Raw genomic sequence first — 18,299 nt, 5'->3', positions numbered from 1 at the left:
GACGACACATGCGTGCGACGGTTTTCTGCGCGACAGGCGCGCGATTCACGGGAGTTTGACGAATGTCAGGTTACGGACGGGAGGGGGCGGTCGCGCAACCGTTCAAAGCGATAGCATGAATGCATGATTTGACGGAGCGCGATCGCGGAGGAATGCATCGGTTCCGGCAAGCAGGTGCGAGTTGAATATCGCTATCGAATTAGTGAGGAATCCAAATGCTTAACGTCTCTTCCGTCCTGATCAGCCTCGCCCCGCTGTGGGCCATCCTGCTCGTTGCGTCTTCGGCCGCTGCCTATTTCGTGTTCTGGCGCAAGGTCATCGACTAAGCGCTACGTGAACGCCGATGCAACACGGGCGAGCGGTAACGCGCACACGTGTCGCACCGCTCGTTGCAAACCTGGGGCCCGTCAGCGAACGGGCCTTCGACGCGTCGCCGCGCGTCATCCCGTCATCCCGTCATTGCACGGCCGTCACTGGCACATTCGAAATCCGCACTAGCCGGCTCATCACGCTGCGGCGGAACACCGACATCAGCGCATGCAACGGATCGTGCCGCGGCGCGACGACCACGATCTCGTCGCAACCCGTCTCGGCTGCCACGGACGCGATCGTATCGGCCACCGGGCCCACCTTCATCACGACGCTGTACTTGACGCCGGCTTCCCGCAGGATCCGCTCGGCCACGGCCAGATCGTCGGACGCGAACTTTTCCTCGATCGAACGCAGCCGCGACAGCGGATAGTAGGCCTCGAGCCGCGTCGATTCGAGCGGCGCCTGGACGTTGATCAGCACGATTTCCGACGCGCATCGTTCGCGATACAGGAACGTCGCGTGGCGAACCGCCTGAAGCGAGCGGGGAGAGTGGCCGACCGGAACCAGCAGCTTGAGCATGGACGTTGTCCAGGAAACGAGATGATTCCAGCGTAGCGTGCCGCCGGACCGAACGATCTAAAGAGAATGGCCGACCGCGTAAAAATGTCGTCAACACGTGCCGCGTCGTGCTGCGCCTAATAGAAATATAAGAAATTTAAGTTTATGCGCATAAACGATTTCATCGACCTGAGCAGCGCGCGCGAAGCGTGGCCCGCCGCCCCGATTCAGTCGGAACCGCAATGAATCGCGGCGGAAAATATCGGAGGTCGCCGATCCGGCGTCGCGTAGAGTAGTGCATCGGCCGCGGCGCGGCCGCTCCCGGCCGGTTCGGGCGCGACCGCCGCCATGCGGCCCGCCATTCCATTCCGATTCCAGGAGACTCCGCATGCCGCACGGCGCCCCGCAGCTTCTCGCTCCCGCTTCCATCCCCGTCGACCCGATCGTGCGCCTGTCGGCGGGCGAGCTCGCGTCGGCGATCCGCGGCAAGGCCGTGTCGTGCGTCGAGACGATGCGTGCGTACCTCGATCACGTCGAGCGCGTGAACGGCGCGATCAACGCGATCGTCGCGCTGCGCGATCGCGACGCACTGCTCGCCGAAGCCGCGGAAAAGGATGCCGCACTGGCGCGCGGCGAGTACCACGGCTGGATGCACGGGATGCCGCAGGCGCCGAAGGATCTGGCGATGACGAAGGGGCTGCGGACGACCTACGGCTCGCCGATCTTCCGCGAGAACGTGCCGCAGACCGATTCCGTGGGCGTCGCGCGGATGCGTGCGGCCGGCGCGATCTTCATCGGCAAGACCAACACGCCCGAATTCGGGCTCGGCTCGCACACGTTCAACGAGGTCTACGGCGCGACGCGCAATCCGTACGACCTGACCAAGAGTGCGGGCGGCAGCAGCGGCGGCACGGCGGCGGCGCTCGCGTCGCGGATGCTGCCGGTGGCGGACGGCAGCGATTTCGGCGGCTCGCTGCGCAATCCGGCCGCGTTCTGCAATATCTACGGTTTCCGCCCGTCGCAGGGCCGCGTGCCGCGCTGGCCGGGCGTCGACGTGTTCGTGCAGCAGCTCGGCATCGAAGGGCCGATGGGCCGTACGGTCGGCGACGTCGCGCAACTGCTCGCGATCCAGGCGGGCTACGACCGCAACGATCCGCTGTCGCTCGCAGACGATCCGGCCGTGTTCGCGCAGCCGCTCGACGCCGACCTGCGCGGCAAGCGCATCGCGTGGGTCGGCGACTGGAACGGCTATCTCGCGACCGACGCGGGCGTGCTCGCGCTGTGCGAGCAGGGGCTGGCGACGCTGCGCGAGATCGGCTGCGACGTCGATGCCGCGTTGCCGGCGTTCGCGCCCGACCGGATCTGGCGCCTGTGGCTCGCGCACCGGCACCTGCTGTCCGGCGGCGGGCTGCTTGCGCACTATCGCGACCCGGCGCGGCGCGCGCTGCTGAAGCCCGAGGCGATCTACGAGGTCGAGGGGCTGCTCGCGATGCAGGGCGCGGCCGTGTTCGACGCGAGCGTCGAGCGCACCGCGTGGCATCAGGCCGTGCTCAGCTTCTTCGACCGCTACGACTTCATTGCTGCGCCGACCGCGCAGGTGTTCCCGTTCGACGTCGACCAGCGCTGGCCGAAGGAGATCGCGGGCCGCGCGATGGATACCTACCACCGCTGGATGGAAACGGTCGTGCCGTGGACGCTGGCCGGCTGCCCGGTGATCAGCGTGCCGGTCGGCTTCAACGACGCGGGGCTGCCGATGGGGATGCAGCTGATCGGGCGTCCGCGCGCCGATCTCGCCGTGTTGCAGTTGGCGCGCGGCTACGAGCAGGCGGCTGACTGGGTCGGCGGGCGGTTGCCGGCGTGGATGGCGGCGTAGCGCCGCGCTGGCCGAAAGCCGAAAGCGGGTGGCCGACCACCGGCCGCCTCACTTTGCCAACCTCTCTGCCGCCATCGCCATTCATGCGGCACGCGAACGAATTCCAGCTCCCGCGCGAAATCGCACACAATCGCGGAAGAATTCCCTCGAGCACGTACGTGACACGCGCAATTGCAAGCGGCCGCGCGGCGTGATTTCGTTTCGATGTGTTTCAGTCGTTGCGGCCGCGCGCGGCGCGCTTCGACAATATCGGGCTCAACCATTCGGGCACGAGGACAACACATGAAGCAGATTCGCGCGACGGGCCGGCACCTGGCCTCGGCATGCATCGCGTTCGGCATTCTCGCAAGCGGCACCGCGCACGCGCAGCTCGACCTGCAGTCGATCGGCGCGTCGCTGCTCGGCGGCGGGCAGCAGCAGGCGGCGCCCACGCAGGGCGGCGTCGCGCAATTGCTGCAGGCCTATGTCGGTGCGAACCAGCAGGTGCTGACCGGCCAGTCGTCGCTCGCGTCGGCGATGGGCCTGACCGGCGCGGCCGGGCAGGCGCAGCAGGCCGCGAGCCAGCTCGCCGGCGGCAATGCGCTGACGCCGGCCGCGCTGTCGCAGATGGGCGGCGCGCAGCAATCGGTATCGCAGGCGCTCGGCCAGGCCTTCGCGAGCGGCGGTGCGACGCACGGGCCGATCGACAAGCAGGCATTCAGCAACGGCCTCGCGTCGCTCGGGCAGGGGCTCACGCAGTATTCGCAACTGCAGTCGGGGCTCGGCAATCTCGGTTCGACGAGCGCGGCGTCGCTGTTGCAGTCGGGCCTGAATCCGCAGAACATGCAGGCTGCGTCGTATATCGCGCAAAGCGCGCCGGGCCAGTTGCAGTCGCTCGCGACGACGCTCAGCCAGGCCGTGCAGTTCGCGACGAGCCAAGGCATTTCGGTGCCGTCGGTCGCATCGTCCGCGCTGAAGCTGCTGCCGTAACGTTGCGCGGGGCCGTGCGCGATGCGGTGCCGACATCGCGCGCGACACGAAGATGACCCCGCCCAACATGGGGATTGCGCACGATGCTATCGTGGCGTGTCCCTTTTTTCGGTGCAGGTTCATGACAGACTCGTTTGACCTCTCGCGCTATTTCTCCCGCATCGGCTACGACGGCCCGGTCGAGCCGACGCTCGACGTGCTGCGCCGGCTGCATCTGCTGCACCCGCAGGCGATTCCGTTCGAAAACCTCAATCCGCTGACCGGCGCGCGCGTCGCGCTCGACCTGCCGTCGATCGTCGACAAGGTGCTCGCGCATCGCCGCGGCGGCTACTGCTTCGAACTCAACAAGCTGTTCTACACCGCGCTCACGGCGATCGGCTTTCGCGTGACGCCGATGATCGCGCGCGTGCGCTGGATGCTGCCGCCCGAAGTCGCCACCGCGCATACGCACATGCTGCTGCGCATCGATCTCGACGGCGCGGCCTGGCTCGCGGACATCGGCTTCGGCAGCGCGACGCTCACCGCGCCGCTGCGTTTCGTGCCGGACGAGCGGCAGCTGACGCCGCACGGCGCGTTCCGCGTCGTCGCCGCGCCGGTCGACGGTGAATTCGACATGCAGATCGAGACGCCCGACGGCTGGCAGACCACCTACCGCTTCCAGCCGAAGCGGGTCGAGTGGATCGATTACGAGGCCGCGAACTGGTTCACGTCGACGTATCCCGAATCGATCTTCCTGCATAACCTGATCGCCTGCCGCGTGCTGCCGGACGGCCGTGCCGCGCTGCGCAACACCACGCTGACGATCCGTGACGCGGCGGGCGTCGGGCGCACCGTCACGTTCGACGATGCGGCCGCTTGGGGCGCGTGCCTGCGCGACACGATCGGCATCGACACGACGGGATTCGATCTCGACGCGCTGTTTGTGCGACTGGCGGCGCGCGCCGCCGCGTAACCCGGATTCACGACCGATCTCCAACGGCGGCCCGCACCCACGGGTCGCGCTTGCGATTGACTTTTACTAGATTGATAGCATACTAGTAACCATGACCGATGAAGAAGTGAAGCAGTTCAACGTGTACCTGCCGCTCAGCCTGATCCGGCAGGTCAAGCATCGCGCCATCGAAACGGAGCAATCGCTGTCCGCGCTGGTGGCCGACGCATTGCGCGCGTATCTGGCCGCGCCGCCGCCGGGCGAGGGGCCGTCCACCAAGGAGGAGTGACATGTCATCCGAGCGAATCGAAGCCGTGTACCTGACGACGCACAACTGGGGCAAGTCGGCGAAGTTCTTCCAGGCGCTGGGCTTCAAGCTGGAGTTCGAAACCGATCACCACTCTGGCCAGCTGCGCAGCGGCGACGGCCCCTTTCTGTTCATTGCCGAAGTGCCGCCGGGCGAGAAACCGGGCATGCAGGTCGTGCTCAAGGTGGCGGATGAGCAGGCGGTGCAGCCGCAGCCGATCGTCGACGTCGTCACGCCGTTCGAAGATACCCACTGGGGCACGCGCGACATGACCGTGCGCGATCCGGACGGCCGCGTATGGCGCCTGCAGGCGCCGGGCAAGCAGGGCGCGTGAGGCGGCCATGAACGAACCCCGAGAAAGCGCTCCCGACAGCACCGCCGCACGCGTCGCACTGTGGCGCGCACTGCACGTCGAACTCGATGCGCCACCGCACGTGCTCGCCGATGAAGTCGGGCTGCAATTGCTCGCGCCGGAACCCGGCTGGCAGCAGCGCGGCGACATGGATCCGCAATTCACGCGGCCGTTCCGCGCGTCGATCGTCGCGCGGGCGCGCTTCATCGAGGATCTCGTAGTCGAACAGGCCGCGCGCGGCGTGAGCCAGTACGTGATCCTCGGCGCGGGCCTCGACAGCTTCGTGCAGCGTCGGCCCGACATGGCGTCGCGCGTGACCGTGTTCGAAGTCGACCCGCCCGCGCCGCAGGCCTGGAAGCAGCGCCGCCTGGTCGAGCTGGGTTTCGGCGTGCCCGACTGGCTGCGTTTCGTGCCGGTCGATTTCGAGGCGAAACAGTCGTGGCGTGCTGCGCTGGTCGGCGCGGGCTTCGATGCCGGCAAGCCCGCGGTCGTGGTGTCGACCGGCGTCAGCATGTACCTGACGCACGAAGCAAATGCGGCCGCGTTGCGCGAAGTCGCGTCGCTCGCGCCGGGCTCGACGCTCACGATGACGTTCCTGTTGCCGCTGGAGCATGCGGATCCGGACGTGCGCCCCGGGCTGGAAATGGCCGCGAAGGGCGCGCGCGCCAGCGGCACGCCGTTCATCAGCTTCTTCATGCCGGCGCAGATCCAGGCGCTCGCGCGTGAGGCCGGTTTCGCAGAGGCCGCGCACGTATCGGCCGCCGAACTGACGCGCCGTTACTTCGCCGATCGCACCGACGGCCTGCGGCCGCCGAACAACGCGGAAGAGCTGCTGGTCGCGACGGTCTGAGGTGTTGCGACCATAGCGACCACGGCAACCACAGCGACCATTACGCCCGTTCGAGCACGGCCATTTCCCGCACGACCACGAGCAGCACCGCGAGGCTCGCGCCGCCCGATGCGCGCAAGTCCGCGAGCAGGTGCTCGTAGCGCACGAGCGCGGCTTCGCGGCGCGCGCGCCATGCGCCGACGATCGTCTCCGGTGTGGTCGAATCCGGTGATTCCGCGAGTGCGCTCGATGCCAGCGTGCGCTTGAGGCGCGCGACTTCCGCGAGCGCGGCCGCGCGCGCCAGCATGTCCCAGTGCGTCGGCGTCGGCAGCGTCGCCGCGCGCTCGCCGATCCAGCTGTAGTTAAGCAGCGTGCCGAGCGAGAAATAGACCCCCGCGACGAGTTCGAGGCTGCGGTTGCTGGTCGCGGCCACTTCGGCGATGTCGAGCAGCGCGGCCGAGATGTCGCCGCTCGCGACGCGCACCGCGAGCGCGCTGTCGACACCGGCTTCAACCAGCACGCGCTGCCGTTCGGACAGCGCTTCGAGATCGGCGGCCGGCAGCAGCGACGGCAATTGCGGTGCAAGCCGCTCCGCCGCGTCGCGGCAGCGCGCGATCAGCTCGGAGACGCCACCATCGGCCACCGCGCCGGACTGCAGATGCCGCAGGAACCACAGCGCCGCGCGTTCCAGCAGCCGCGCGACGTCGACGAACATGCGCGCCTGCACGTCGTCGGCGACGCGGTTGTCGAGCGCGTCGATATCGCGCCACACCGCATCGAGGTCGAACACGTCGCGCGCCATGATGCACGCCCGCACGATGTCGCCGGGCTTCGCGTCGGTCTCCTCCATCAGCCGGTGCACGAACGCGCAGCCGACGCGGTTCACGAGCGCGTTGGTCAGGTGCGTCGCGAGGATCTCGCGGCGCAGCGGATGGCGGCGCATCGGTTCGCTGAAGCGCTGCTGCAGCGGCTTCGGGAAGTAGTCGACGAGCATCGCGGCCACCAGCGGATCCTCGGGCACGTCGGATTCGAGCAGCGCGTCGTACAGCCACATCTTGCTGTACGCGAGCAGCACCGCGCGTTCCGGCGACGTGAGGCCGAGCTTCGCGGCCTGCCGTTCGGCCACTTCGTCGTCGGTCGGCAGGAATTCGATCACGCGGTTCAGGCGGCCCGCGCGTTCGAGCCAGCGCATCAGGCGCGCTTCGGCATCGAGCAGCTCGACCGCATAGCGGCCGGCGATCGACAGCGCCTGCGTCTGGTAGTAGTTGTCGCGCAGCACGAGCAGCCCGACTTCGTCGGTCATCTCCGCGAGCAGCGCGTTGCGCTGCTTCTCGGTCATCTCGCCGTCGGACACGACGAGCCCGAGCAGGATCTTGATGTTGACTTCGTGATCCGAACAATCGACGCCGGCCGAATTGTCGATCGCATCGGTGTTGATGCGGCCGCCGCGCTGCGCGAACTCGATCCGGCCGAACTGCGTGCAGCCGAGGTTGCCGCCTTCGCCGACCACCTTGCAGCGCAGGTCCGCGCCGTTCACGCGCACCGCGTCGTTCGCGCGGTCGCCGACCTGCAGGTGGGTTTCGCGCGCGGCTTTCACGTAGGTGCCGATCCCGCCGTTGTACAGCAGGTCGACCGGCGCCTGCAGGATCGCGCGGATCAGCTCGGCCGGCGGCAACGCATGCGCGTCGATGCCGAGCGCGGCCTGCACGGCCGGCGACAGCGGGATCGTCTTCGCGGTGCGCGGGTAGACGCCGCCGCCCGCCGAAATCGCGGCCGGATCGTAGTCGGCCCAGCTCGAGCGTTCGAGCGCGAACATGTGCGCGCGCTCGGCGAAGCTCGTCGCGGGATCGGGGTTCGGATCGAGGAACACGTGCCGGTGATCGAACGCGGCGACCAGCCGGATATGCGGCGACAGCAGCATCCCGTTGCCGAACACGTCGCCGGACATGTCGCCGACGCCGACCACCGTGAAATCGGTCGTCTGCGTATCGATGCCCATCTCGCGGAAGTGCCGCTTCACCGACTCCCACGCGCCGCGCGCGGTGATCGCCATCTTCTTGTGGTCGTAGCCGACCGAGCCGCCGGACGCGAACGCGTCGTCGAGCCAGAAGCCGTATTCATGCGAGATCGCGTTCGCGTAGTCGGAGAAGGTGGCCGTGCCCTTGTCGGCGGCGACGACCAGGTACGGGTCATCCGGATCGTGACGCACGACGTCGGGCGGCGGCACGATTGCGTTGCTCACGAGGTTGTCGGTCAGGTCGAGCAGGCCGCGCAGGAAGGTCTGGTAGCACGCGATGCCTTCGCGCATCCACGCTTCGCGATCGCTCGGCGGCGGCGGGTTCTTCACGACGAAGCCGCCTTTCGAGCCGACCGGCACGATCACGACGTTCTTCACCATCTGCGCCTTCATCAGCCCGAGCACTTCGGTGCGGAAATCCTCGCGGCGATCCGACCAGCGCAGGCCGCCGCGCGCGACGCGCCCGCCGCGCAGATGCACGCCTTCGACACGCGGCGAATACACCCAGATCTCGAACATCGGCTTCGGTTCGGGCAGGCCCGGCACCTTCGCCGGATTGAACTTGAACGACAGGTACGGTTTCGATTCGCCGTTCGCATCGGCGAGGAAGTAGTTCGTGCGCTCGGTCGCATTGATCACGCCGAGGAACTGGCGCAGGATGCGGTCCTCGTCGAGGTTCGGCACCTGGTCGAGCGCGCCTTCGATCGCCTTCAGCCGCCGCTCGGCCTGCACGTCGCGCGTGTCGCCGGTGGCCGGGTCGAAGCGCAGCAGGAACAGCTCGACGAGCTGCCGCGCGATCGCCGGGTTGCCGGTCAGCGCGCGCTCGATATACGCGTCGCTGAAGGTCGAGCCGACTTGCCGCAGGTACTTCGCATACGCGCGCAGGATCGTCACTTCGCGTGCGCTCAGGTGGGCGCGCAGCACGAGGCGGTTGAAATCGTCGTTCTCGATCCGGCCGCTCCAGATCTGGTCGAACGCATCTTCGAACAGGCCCTTCACGCGCTCGATGTCGAATTCGGTGTCGTCGGCGAGCTCGAGGCCGAAGTCGTGTACCCACGCATGCGCGGCGTCCTGCGTCTGGATCCGGTACGGCCGCTCCTCGTCGACGCGCACGCCGAGATGCTCGAGCATCGGCAGGCTGCGCGACAGCGCGATCGGGTCGCCCGCGCGATAGACCTTGAAGCGGAACGCACGCGCCTCGGCCTCGATCGGCCGGTACAGGTTCATCGCGAGCTGCCCCGAATCCTTCACGCGCTCGATCAGCTCGATGTCGCGCACGGCCGTGCGCGCCGGATAGTCGTCGCGATAGCCGGCCGGGAACGAATCGGCATAGCGCTGCAGCAGGCGGTTGCCTTGCTCTTCGCCGAAGGCGTCGAGCAGCGCGTCGGCGAGATCGTCCTGCCAGCGGCGCGTGACCTGCACGAGCCGCGTTTCAAGCTCGCGCGTGTCGACGTCGGGCATCGTGCCCGGTTCCGCGTGCACGACGAAATGAATGCGCGCGATCGCCGATTCCGACAGCAGCGGCGTGAACTCGACGTTCACGCCGTTGTACGCGTCGATGAGCAGCTTCGCGATGCGCCGGCGCAGGTCGGTGTTGTACTTGTCGCGCGGCACGAACACGAGGCACGACACGAAGCGGTCGAAGCGGTCGCGCCGCACGAACAGGCGCGTGCGCTGATGTTCCTGCAGCCGCAGGATGCCGAGCGCGATGTCGTAGAGCTGGTCTTCGTCGGCCTGGAACAGCTCGTCGCGCGGGTAGGTTTCGAGCACCGTCACGAGCGACTTGCCGAGGTGCCCCTTCGGCAGGAAGCCCGCGCGCCGCACGATGTTCGCGCACTTGCGGCGCACGATCGGGATCTCGGCGCTCGACACCATGTACGCGGTCGACGTGTAGAGCCCGATGAAGCGGCGCTCGCCCGCGACCTTGCCGTCGGGGCCGACGAGCTTCACGCCGACGTAGTCGAGATAGCCGGGCCGGTGCACGGTTGCGCGCGAATTCGCCTTGGTCAGGAAGATCGGCCAGGAGCCGGTGATGATGTCGGCGGCGGCCTGCGGCAGCGGCGTCACGTCGGGCGCGCCCGACGTGCGCAGCGATTCGCGCAGGATGCCGAAGCCGGTGCCTTCGATGCCGCGCAGCCCGAAGCCCGTGCCGTCCGATACCAGCGCGTAGTCGCGCTGGCCGAGGAACGTGAAGTGATCGGCGGCCATCCATTCGAGGAACGCGCGCGCCTCGATGTCTTCCGCGGTCGATTCGCGCGCCTTCATTTCCTTGATCGTCGCGCGCGCGATCTCGACGATCTTCGGCCAGTCTTCCACCGACGCGCGCACGTCGCCGAGCACGTGCGCGATGTCGTTGCGCAACGTGTTGAGCAGCGCGGCATCGCCGCAGCGATCGACTTCGAAATGGATGAACGACGCGAGCTGCGACTGGCCGTCGCCGGGTGTCGCACCGCCCGCGTCGACGCGCTCGATGCCGCCGTCGCGACCGCGCCAGATGCGGAATACCGGGTGCAGCGCCGAATGCAGCGCGAGCCCGAGGCGGTTGACGGCCATCGACACCGAGTCGACGAGGAACGGCATGTCGTCGTTGACGATCTCGATGACCGTGTGATCGGAATGCCAGCCGTGCTGTTCGAGGATCGGGTTGTACACGCGCAGCCGCTCGCTGCCGGGCACGAATTTCTGGGCGGTCTGCCAGTGCGCCATCGCGGCGCCGTAGAGATCGGCGATGCTGCGGCTTTGCAGATCATCGGCGTCGACGAAATCGTAGTAGTGACGCAGGAAGGGTTCGACGATCCGGAACGTGGCTTCGGGCAGGCGCCCGCGCGCGAATTCGACGACGTCCGAGAGCAGGTGTGCGACGACTTCCTCGTTCTTCGCTTCCATGGCGGTCTCCTCGTCGGGTGGCCATCGGCTGCTGCGTCTGTCCGGCATTATGCGCCGATTGCGTGACAAAGCGATGTGCGGGCGCACAACGAGAGGCGGCTGGAGAAGGCCGCGTGCAGCGCCCGTCGCGGGCGCTGCAGCGTGTCGATTAGTGTGGGGCAGGCCGCGTCGAAGCGACGCCGCCTTTGATGCTCAGCGCTCGTCGCTCCACAGCTTCCCTGCCGTCGCCCAGTTCTCCTTCTTCACGTCGGTGAGAATGATGTCGACCGAGCCCGGTTCGCAGCCGAGCGTCTCGCACGTGACGCGCGTGATGGCTTCGACGAATGCGCGCTTCTGGTCGACGGTGCGGCCTTCGAAGAGCTGGATATTGAAAGTCGGCATGACGGAGTGCTCCGATTGGTTGGGATGAATGAGGCGTTGGGAGCCGGCGTCGTCAGTCGCGATACGTCGGATCGATCCGGTCGAGCCGGCGCAGCAGCGCCGGCCATTCCAGTTCGCCTTCGATCGCGCCGCCGTCGCGCAGCTGTTCGGCGGTTCGGTCGGCAACGGCCGGGGCGGGCAGCACGAGCGGCCCGCCGCCGGCCTGCGCGCGCACCTGGATATCGCACGCCTTGATCAGCGTATCCATCAGCACATAGGCTTCGGCCACGGTGCGGCCGACCGTCAGCGTGCCGTGGTTGCGCAGCAGCATCGCGGATTTCGCGCCGAGGCTCGCGGTCAGCCGCGTGCCTTCGGCCGGCGAGAACGCGAGCGCTTCGTAGTCGTGGTACGCGAGGTCGCCATGAAACCGCAGCGCGTGCTGCGACGCGGGCAGCAGCCCGTCGCGCTGGATCGACACGGCGATGCCGGCCGTATTGTGCAGATGCATCACGCACACGGCGTCGGCGCGCGCGGCATGCACGGCCGCGTGCAGCGCGAAGCCCGTCACGTTGACCGCATGCTCGCTGTCGCCGATCCGGTTGCCGGCCAGGTCGATCTTCACGAGATTCGACGCGCGGACTTCGTCGAACGTGAGGCCGAACGGGTTGATCAGGAAGTGGCCGGGCTCGCCGGGCACGGTCGCCGAAAGGTGCGTGTAGATCAGGTCGTCCCAGCCGTTCAGCGCGACGAGCCGGTACGCGGCGGCGAGGTCGACGCGCATCCGGCGTTCGGCGTCCGAGATCGGGCCGCCGGGTTTCACGGCATCAGGACGGTGTGCGAATGACGACATCGGGTTCTCCGAAGGTGAAGCGGCGCGCGACGATCACCGTGATCCACGACGCGAGCGCGAACGGGGCCGTGAACGCGGGAATGCCGGCGCGCGTCGCGAGCCACTGGATCAGCGCGGCGAGTGCGGCGGCCGCGAGCGCCGCGCGCGGGCCGCGCGGCATCAGCGCGAGTGCGGCGAGCGCGCCGTTGAAGCCGAGCAGGCCGTCGGCGAACGATGCGCCGCTCGCGCCGAGTGCGACCAGCAGCACGGTCGACACCAGTGCGCCGCCGAGTGCGAATGCGGCCGCGCGGCGGGACGCGACGGCAAGGCCGGTGGCGATCAGCGTGCCGGCCCATGCGCCTTGCGCGAAAGTGGTCTGCGCGATGCCCGAGAGCAGCGCGTCGGCCGCGGCTGAAAACGTCAGCGCCGGGCCGGCCGTCGCGCCGCCTGCCTGCTGCAATGCGACAAACGGAAACCATAGCGCGGTAACGGCGAGGCACGGGCTCGAATACGGGCACTGCCGCCAGCGCGCGAGCGGCACGCGCATCGCGCGCTGCACGAGCGCCGCGCCGATCGAGGCCAGCGGCACCAGTACGATGGCCGCGAGTTGATGGGGCGCGAACAGCACGGCGATCAGCGCGGCGAGCGCGCCGTTGAAGCCGTGCAGCCCCTGTTCGACGTCGCGGCGCTCGGCGCCCGTCAGCACGGCCGTCATGCTGGCAGCGGCCGAGCCGACCAGCGCCGCGCTCGCGAGCCGCAGGTCGGTCAGCGCCAGCGCGGCGAGCAGCAGCGCGCCGGTGAGCGCATTCGCCTGCAGCACGATCTGCCCGATGCCGCGCAGCAGGATACGCAGGTCGATCGACGGCGGGACGGGGCGGGCGGTAGGCATGATGGCGGCGGAACAGGACGAGCCGCGAGCATAGGACACAATCCGATGCACCGGAATAGGGAATTCTGGATAGTCAGGATTTGTGGTCGATGCCCCGAAACGGTGAATCCGGAGGTCGATTCGTGCCCGAACGTCGCGCCGTTGGCGCTTTCGGCGGGCTGTCCCGCTCGGGACTCGAATCCTGGTGATGGCCGGCATTTTCGTCGGGCGATTCGTGCGACGATGCCTCGCATCGGGAATACCGGGAGGTGGAAAGATGCGCGAAGTGCGTTGGGCGTCGCTCGAAGGCGACGGGGTCGAACATCTGACGTTCGACCGGAGCGGCGGCGGGATCGTCGTCGAAAGCGCGGTGGTCGGCCAGCGGTACGGCCGTGCGTACGGGCTCGCGTATCGCGTCGAGTGCGACGCGCACTGGCGCGTGACCCATGCGGTGCTCAAGGTGATGGGCGGCGGCACGCTCGAATTGCGCGGCGACGGCGCCGGCCACTGGCGCGACGGCTCGGGCCGCGCACTGCCGGAACTCGACGGTTGCATTGACATCGACATCGCGGCGACGCCGTTCACGAATTCGCTGCCGATCGGCCGCCTCGGGCTCGCGCGCGGTGAGCGGCGGCCGATCGACGTCGCGTACATCTCGACGCCGGACCTGAAGGTCACGCCGGTCAAGCAGGCCTATGCGTGCCTCGAGCCGGGCCGGCGCTATCGCTACGAAGGAATCTTCCGCGACTTCACGGCCGAGATGGAGATCGACGACGACGGGCTCGTCATCGATTACGAGACGCTGTTCAGGCGCCTGCCGGCGCCGGCGCCCGCTGTGCGCTGAACCCGGGCCGCGACCGGGGCGAGTGCCGGCCGCTCCTGCGCGGACGCGAAGCGGTCGATCCGCGACGCGATCATGTCGGGGTGGCGCAGCACGATCCAGTGCGTGCCGTCGATTTCCTCGCGCACGTGGTCGCCGAGCCAGCGGTCGAGGTCGACCGACATCTCGGGCGTCACGTAGCGGTCGCGCACCGGCACCAGGATCTGCACGGGCGCCTGCGCGTACCGCTCGCGCGGCTTGCGGGCCCGTGCGATGAAGTTCGCGCGGTACAGCTGCAGCCCGTTCAGCGCGTTCTTCAGTTGCACGGGATCGCGCTCCGCACGCACGCGCTCGGTGAGCTGCAGCCAGCGCGGCCACAGTGCCGCGCCGCCGAGCCGCCACACCAGCGACGGCACGAGCGGCAGGTGGAAGAACGCGATGTACCACGACTTCAGGCTTTGCTTGAGCCGCATCTTCGCGCGGAACACGTGATCGAGACACGGGCCCGAGATCGACGTGTACGACGCGATCCGGCCGCGGAACGCGGGGTCGGTCACGGCCTCCCAGCACTGGATCGACCCCCAGTCGTGGCCGACGAGATGGAACGGCCGGCCGCCGCAGGTCGCGTCGGCCACCGCCTTCAGGTCGGCGGCGAGCTGCTCGAGCGTGTAGTCGGCACGGCGGCGCGGCGCATCGGACGCACCGGCGCCGCGCACGTCGTACGCGATCACGCGGTAGCGCTTCGCGAGCCGCGCCCGGATCGGCGCCCACACGGCCGCCGAATCGGGGTAGCCGTGCACGAGGATCAGCGGCGGGGCGCGACGCGACCCGCTTACGTAGACGGCGAGTTTCACGTCGCCGGACTGGACGGTCAGCATCTCGTGGGCGCGCGCCATGGCGTCATGCCTGCGGAACCGGGTGCAGCGGCACGCGGCGCGGGGCGGCTTGCGCGGCGTAGCGCGCGTTGGTCGCGTCGATGTTCTCGAGCAGCGTGTCGAGCTCCTGCAGGTACTGATGGTTGTCGTGGTCCCACGGGTGGAAGCCCGGGCGGAAGTAGTCGAGCCATTCGCGCGCGATGCTCGGGAACACGCCGTGCTTGGGGCTGTACAGGTACTTCACGAGGCGCCACATGCCGCCGAACTTGCCGTGCTCGCGACGGTGCGCGCGCATCAGCCGCACATGGAAGTCGAACACGATGGCCCAGAAGAACACGGTGGTCGTCAGCATCGTGCCGGTGCGCAGCAGGTAGCTGCCGAGGCCCGGCTTCATCACGGTGCGCCACACGTCGTAGGAAACCGCCTTGTGCTCGGTTTCCTCCATCGCGTGCCACATCCACATCTGCTGGTAGCCTTCGACCGAGCCGTCGATGCGGTGCTCGTGGCCCGACAGCAGCTGGTTCGCGAGGATCGCCGTGTAGTGCTCGAGCGCGATCGTGATCGCGAGCTGCATCGAATGCGGCAGCACCTTCTTGAACCAGCCGAGGATCGTCCACAGGCGCTTGTCGAGCTTGTGCGCGGGCAGGCCGGACGCCTGCAGCAGGTCGTTGTATTCGATGTGCTCGCGCGTGTGCATCGCTTCCTGGCCGATGAACCCGAGCACCTGCTTCTTCAGTTCGGGATCCTCGATCTGGTCGCGGTAGTTGCGCACCGAATCCATGAAGAAGCGTTCGCCGGCCGGGAACAGCAGCGACAGCGCGTTCATGAAGTGCGTGACCGGTACACCCTGCACGTGCCAGTCGCGCGCGCGTTCGGGGGGCAGCGCGAAACGGATGTCGCGCCGCACGGGCATCATGTTCGGGGTCGTCATGATTGTTCTCCTCCCTGGTTGCCTGCATTGTTGTAGGTGGCGTGCAGCGGCGCGGGCGCCGGCGTGCCGCGCGCGGCGCGGCGGGCTTTCGCGGCCTCGCGGCGCGTCGCGAGCACGACGAGCGCCTGGTACGCGGCGGGCAGGATGCGCGCCATCCAGTCCGCGCCCTTCGCGTCGCGGCCGATCAGCACGCGGCGCTTGTTCTTGCGCACGCCGGCGAGGATCGTGCGCGCGGCGTCGTCGGCGGTCGTGATGAAGAATTTCTCGAAGCTGTCCTTGCCTTGCTGTTCGCTCTCGACGATGAAGCCGACCATGTTCTTCGCGACGCGGCTCGATTGCGCGATGTTCGTGCGGATGCCGCCCGGATGCACGCAGGTCGCCGACACGCCGCACTTCATCATGTCGAGTTCCTGGCGCAGCGATTCGGTGAAGCCGCGCACCGCGAACTTGGTCGCGTTGTAGCCGCTCATGCCCGGCTGCGCGAAGATCCCGAAGATGCTCGACGTGTTGATCACGTGGCCGTCACCCGAGGCCTTCAGGTGCGGCAGGAACGCCTTCGTGCCGTGCACGACGCCCCAGAAGTTGATGTTCACGATCCACTCGAGATCGCTGTATTCCATCCCTTCGATCGTGCTCGACAGCGCGACGCCCGCGTTGTTGAAGATCAGGTTGACCTTGCCGTGTTCCTTCGCGGTGTCGTCGGCCCACGCGAACATCGCGTCGCGATCGCCGACGTCCAGCACGCGCGTCGACACGCGCACGTTCGGCGCGATCGCGCGGACGATCCGTTCGGTTTCGGCGAGGCCGACGCCGTTCTTGTCGGCGAGCGCGACGTGGCAGCCGGCCTGCGCGAGCTGGATCGCGAGCGAGCGGCCCATGCCCGAGCCGGCACCCGTGATGGCGGCGACCTTGTTGGCGAAATCTCTCATGTCGGTGGCTCCTTGTCTGGCTCAGGCCGCTTCGGCGGACGGGGAAGTCGAAGCGGAAGCGGCGGGCGCGGCGGCAGGCCGCGCAGTGGTGTCGTGTTGCGGCGCGCGATACGCGTGGTAGTCGGCGATCGAGAAGTGCGCGGTCGCCTGGCGGAAGCGCCACGTGAAGCCGGGCCACAGCGTCGTGTTCTTGCCGGTGCGCGGATCGAGGTACCAGCTCTTGCAGCCGCCCGTCGACCAGATCGCCTTCTTGAGCTTGCCTTGCAGGTCGCTGTTGAACTGCGCCTCGACGAGCGGGCGCACCTCGATCGCGTCCGCCCGTTCGCGGCGCATCGCCTGCAGTGCGCCGAGGATGTACTCGATCTGCGACTCGATCATGAACACCATCGAGTTGTGGCCGAGGCCCGTGTTCGGGCCGACGATCATGAAGAAGTTCGGGTAGCCCGGCAGCGTCGAGCCGAGATACGCGTGCGCGCCGTCGCGCCATGCGTCGACGATGTCGAGCCCACCGCGGCCGATGATCGCGCCGCGCGGATACGGATCGGCCACCTGGAAGCCGGTGCCGTAGATCAGGCAGTCGACTTCATGACGCTTGCCGTCGGTCGTCACGACCGCGTCGGCTTCGATGTGGTCGATGCCGGTCGTGATCACGTCGACGTTCTTGCGCGACAGCGCCGGGTAGTAGTCGTTCGAGATCAGCACGCGCTTGCAGCCGAGCGTGTAGTTCGGCGTGACGATCTTGCGCAGCTCCGGATCGGGAATCTGCTTGCGGATATGGCGCAGCGCGAGCTTCTGCACGTTCTTCATCAGCGACGGATGGATCGCGAAGCCGAGCACGCGCGATTCGAGCATCCAGTAGATGCTGCTGCGCACGGCCTTCTGCGTGAACGGCAGCGTGCGGAACAGCCACTTCTCGAACCCGGTCAGGTTGCGGTCGGGCTTCGGCATGATCCACGGCGGCGTGCGCTGGAACAGCGCGAGCGCCTTCACGCGCGGCGCGATCTGCGGCACGAACTGGATCGCACTCGCGCCGGTGCCGATTACCGCGACGCACTTGCCTTCGAGCGCATAGTCGTGATCCCACTGCTGCGAGTGGAACGCGCGGCCCTTGAAGTTCTCGACGCCGGGAATCGACGGCAGCGCGGCGCGCGACAGCCCGCCCATCCCCGACACCAGCACGCGCGCGGACAACCGCTTGCCGTTCGCGAACGTGAGGCGCCAGCGTTGCGCGGCTTCGTCGTATTCGGCGCGTTGCAGTTCATGGTTCAGGCGCAGGTGCGGGCCGACGCCGAAGCGCTGCACGCAGTCTTCCAGATAGGCGCGGATTTCCGGCTGCGGCGCGAACATGCGCGTCCAGCGCGGGTTCGGCGCGAACGAGAACGAATAGACGTGCGATTGCACGTCGCATGCACACCCGGGGTAATGATTGTCGCGCCACGTGCCGCCGACCGACGCGGCCTTCTCGAGGACGACGAAGTCGGTCACGCCTGTTTGACGCAGGCGGATCGCCATCCCGAGGCCGGCGAAGCCGGTGCCGATGATGGCGATGTCGATGGTTTCGTCCAGGCCGTCGTGGCCGGGCGGACCGAAAGGCAACGTGCGAGCATTCATCCGGGTGTCTCCGATTTGGCTCATTTTGGAATGTTACATTGT

The 18,299-nt window shown here is 68.0% G+C and carries 16 protein-coding genes; 7 read left to right on the top strand and 9 right to left on the bottom strand.

Translation table 11 applies throughout. The features are described 5' to 3' along the window. Positions 1 to 456 precede the first annotated feature (456 nt). Complete coding sequence (locus QZM35_RS07805) at positions 457 to 891, bottom strand: universal stress protein (protein ID WP_089427187.1); 435 nt, start codon at positions 889 to 891, stop codon at positions 457 to 459. A gap of 367 nt (positions 892 to 1,258) precedes the next feature. Between QZM35_RS07805 and QZM35_RS07800 the strand changes: the two genes are divergently transcribed. The 6 genes from QZM35_RS07800 (at position 1,259) to QZM35_RS07775 (ending at position 6,152) form a co-directional block, all read left to right on the top strand. Next, positions 1,259 to 2,743, top strand: coding sequence for an amidase (locus tag QZM35_RS07800; RefSeq protein ID WP_174972335.1), 1,485 nt, complete (start codon positions 1,259 to 1,261; stop codon positions 2,741 to 2,743). Between the two features lie 282 nt (positions 2,744 to 3,025). Continuing rightward, positions 3,026 to 3,712: a hypothetical protein gene (locus QZM35_RS07795; RefSeq protein WP_089432892.1), complete on the top strand. Its 687-nt coding sequence runs from the start codon at positions 3,026 to 3,028 to the stop codon at positions 3,710 to 3,712. A gap of 121 nt (positions 3,713 to 3,833) precedes the next feature. After that, entirely contained in the window at positions 3,834 to 4,664 is an 831-nt protein-coding gene (locus QZM35_RS07790; protein WP_089427190.1) for an arylamine N-acetyltransferase, read from the top strand. 91 nt (positions 4,665 to 4,755) lie between these two features. After that, the gene (locus QZM35_RS07785; RefSeq protein ID WP_069251879.1) at positions 4,756 to 4,932 is read left to right on the top strand and encodes a ribbon-helix-helix domain-containing protein; all 177 of its coding nucleotides are present in this window, start codon (positions 4,756 to 4,758) and stop codon (positions 4,930 to 4,932) included. A gap of 1 nt (position 4,933) precedes the next feature. Beyond that, on the top strand, positions 4,934 to 5,284 hold the full coding sequence (locus QZM35_RS07780; protein WP_089427191.1) for a glyoxalase/bleomycin resistance/extradiol dioxygenase family protein: 351 nt from the start codon (positions 4,934 to 4,936) through the stop codon (positions 5,282 to 5,284). Between the two features lie 7 nt (positions 5,285 to 5,291). Continuing rightward, positions 5,292 to 6,152, top strand: coding sequence for a class I SAM-dependent methyltransferase (locus tag QZM35_RS07775; protein ID WP_301775725.1), 861 nt, complete (start codon positions 5,292 to 5,294; stop codon positions 6,150 to 6,152). A gap of 40 nt (positions 6,153 to 6,192) precedes the next feature. Here QZM35_RS07775 and QZM35_RS07770 read toward each other — a convergent pair whose 3' ends face one another. The 4 genes from QZM35_RS07770 to QZM35_RS07755 form a co-directional block, all read right to left on the bottom strand. Beyond that, positions 6,193 to 11,034 (bottom strand): NAD-glutamate dehydrogenase, encoded by a 4,842-nt coding sequence (locus QZM35_RS07770; protein ID WP_301775724.1) that lies wholly within the window; start codon positions 11,032 to 11,034, stop codon positions 6,193 to 6,195. A gap of 192 nt (positions 11,035 to 11,226) precedes the next feature. Next, on the bottom strand, positions 11,227 to 11,415 hold the full coding sequence (locus QZM35_RS07765; RefSeq protein WP_039344138.1) for a 4-oxalocrotonate tautomerase: 189 nt from the start codon (positions 11,413 to 11,415) through the stop codon (positions 11,227 to 11,229). A gap of 52 nt (positions 11,416 to 11,467) precedes the next feature. Beyond that, complete coding sequence (locus QZM35_RS07760; protein WP_089427194.1) at positions 11,468 to 12,244, bottom strand: class II aldolase/adducin family protein; 777 nt, start codon at positions 12,242 to 12,244, stop codon at positions 11,468 to 11,470. Then, positions 12,219 to 13,112, bottom strand: coding sequence for an urea transporter (locus QZM35_RS07755; protein WP_089427195.1), 894 nt, complete (start codon positions 13,110 to 13,112; stop codon positions 12,219 to 12,221). Before QZM35_RS07755 ends, QZM35_RS07760 begins: the two co-directional genes overlap by 26 nt. Before the next feature lie 256 nt (positions 13,113 to 13,368). On the opposite strand from QZM35_RS07755, the gene QZM35_RS07750 reads away from it, so the two are divergent. Further along, positions 13,369 to 13,935 (top strand): putative glycolipid-binding domain-containing protein, encoded by a 567-nt coding sequence (locus tag QZM35_RS07750; protein ID WP_089432889.1) that lies wholly within the window; start codon positions 13,369 to 13,371, stop codon positions 13,933 to 13,935. Here the strand turns inward: QZM35_RS07750 and QZM35_RS07745 are convergent. The 4 genes from QZM35_RS07745 to QZM35_RS07730 are packed head-to-tail and all read right to left on the bottom strand — an operon-like array spanning position 13,884 to position 18,257. Next, entirely contained in the window at positions 13,884 to 14,807 is a 924-nt protein-coding gene (locus QZM35_RS07745) for an alpha/beta fold hydrolase (RefSeq protein WP_301775723.1), read from the bottom strand. The genes QZM35_RS07750 and QZM35_RS07745 overlap by 52 nt on opposite strands. 4 nt (positions 14,808 to 14,811) lie before the next feature. Then, entirely contained in the window at positions 14,812 to 15,717 is a 906-nt protein-coding gene (locus QZM35_RS07740) for a metal-dependent hydrolase (RefSeq protein ID WP_301775722.1), read from the bottom strand. Beyond that, entirely contained in the window at positions 15,714 to 16,646 is a 933-nt protein-coding gene (locus QZM35_RS07735) for an SDR family oxidoreductase (protein WP_089432886.1), read from the bottom strand. The genes QZM35_RS07740 and QZM35_RS07735 overlap by 4 nt, the downstream gene beginning before the upstream one ends. A gap of 21 nt (positions 16,647 to 16,667) precedes the next feature. Then, positions 16,668 to 18,257 carry an NAD(P)/FAD-dependent oxidoreductase gene (locus tag QZM35_RS07730; protein ID WP_174972343.1) on the bottom strand — a complete coding sequence of 530 codons (1,590 nt, stop codon included), beginning with the start codon at positions 18,255 to 18,257 and terminating at the stop codon, positions 16,668 to 16,670. Positions 18,258 to 18,299 lie beyond the last annotated feature (42 nt).

The organism is Burkholderia sp. AU45274, from assembly GCF_030482505.1.
Lineage (GTDB): Bacteria > Pseudomonadota > Gammaproteobacteria > Burkholderiales > Burkholderiaceae > Burkholderia.
This window is presented reverse-complemented; position numbering and strand designations above follow the sequence as displayed.

Bases quoted from the DNA above. Each gene is read 5' to 3' on its own strand.
- QZM35_RS07805 (WP_089427187.1), bottom strand. From the start codon at position 891: ATGCTCAAGCTGCTGGTTCCGGTCGGCCACTCTCCCCGCTCGCTTCAG.
- QZM35_RS07800 (WP_174972335.1), top strand. From the start codon at position 1,259: ATGCCGCACGGCGCCCCGCAGCTTCTCGCTCCCGCTTCCATCCCCGTC.
- QZM35_RS07795 (WP_089432892.1), top strand. From the start codon at position 3,026: ATGAAGCAGATTCGCGCGACGGGCCGGCACCTGGCCTCGGCATGCATC.
- QZM35_RS07790 (WP_089427190.1), top strand. From the start codon at position 3,834: ATGACAGACTCGTTTGACCTCTCGCGCTATTTCTCCCGCATCGGCTAC.
- QZM35_RS07785 (WP_069251879.1), top strand. From the start codon at position 4,756: ATGACCGATGAAGAAGTGAAGCAGTTCAACGTGTACCTGCCGCTCAGC.
- QZM35_RS07780 (WP_089427191.1), top strand. From the start codon at position 4,934: ATGTCATCCGAGCGAATCGAAGCCGTGTACCTGACGACGCACAACTGG.
- QZM35_RS07775 (WP_301775725.1), top strand. From the start codon at position 5,292: ATGAACGAACCCCGAGAAAGCGCTCCCGACAGCACCGCCGCACGCGTC.
- QZM35_RS07770 (WP_301775724.1), bottom strand. From the start codon at position 11,034: ATGGAAGCGAAGAACGAGGAAGTCGTCGCACACCTGCTCTCGGACGTC.
- QZM35_RS07765 (WP_039344138.1), bottom strand. From the start codon at position 11,415: ATGCCGACTTTCAATATCCAGCTCTTCGAAGGCCGCACCGTCGACCAG.
- QZM35_RS07760 (WP_089427194.1), bottom strand. From the start codon at position 12,244: ATGTCGTCATTCGCACACCGTCCTGATGCCGTGAAACCCGGCGGCCCG.
- QZM35_RS07755 (WP_089427195.1), bottom strand. From the start codon at position 13,112: ATGCCTACCGCCCGCCCCGTCCCGCCGTCGATCGACCTGCGTATCCTG.
- QZM35_RS07750 (WP_089432889.1), top strand. From the start codon at position 13,369: ATGCGCGAAGTGCGTTGGGCGTCGCTCGAAGGCGACGGGGTCGAACAT.
- QZM35_RS07745 (WP_301775723.1), bottom strand. From the start codon at position 14,807: ATGGCGCGCGCCCACGAGATGCTGACCGTCCAGTCCGGCGACGTGAAA.
- QZM35_RS07740 (WP_301775722.1), bottom strand. From the start codon at position 15,717: ATGACGACCCCGAACATGATGCCCGTGCGGCGCGACATCCGTTTCGCG.
- QZM35_RS07735 (WP_089432886.1), bottom strand. From the start codon at position 16,646: ATGAGAGATTTCGCCAACAAGGTCGCCGCCATCACGGGTGCCGGCTCG.
- QZM35_RS07730 (WP_174972343.1), bottom strand. From the start codon at position 18,257: ATGAATGCTCGCACGTTGCCTTTCGGTCCGCCCGGCCACGACGGCCTG.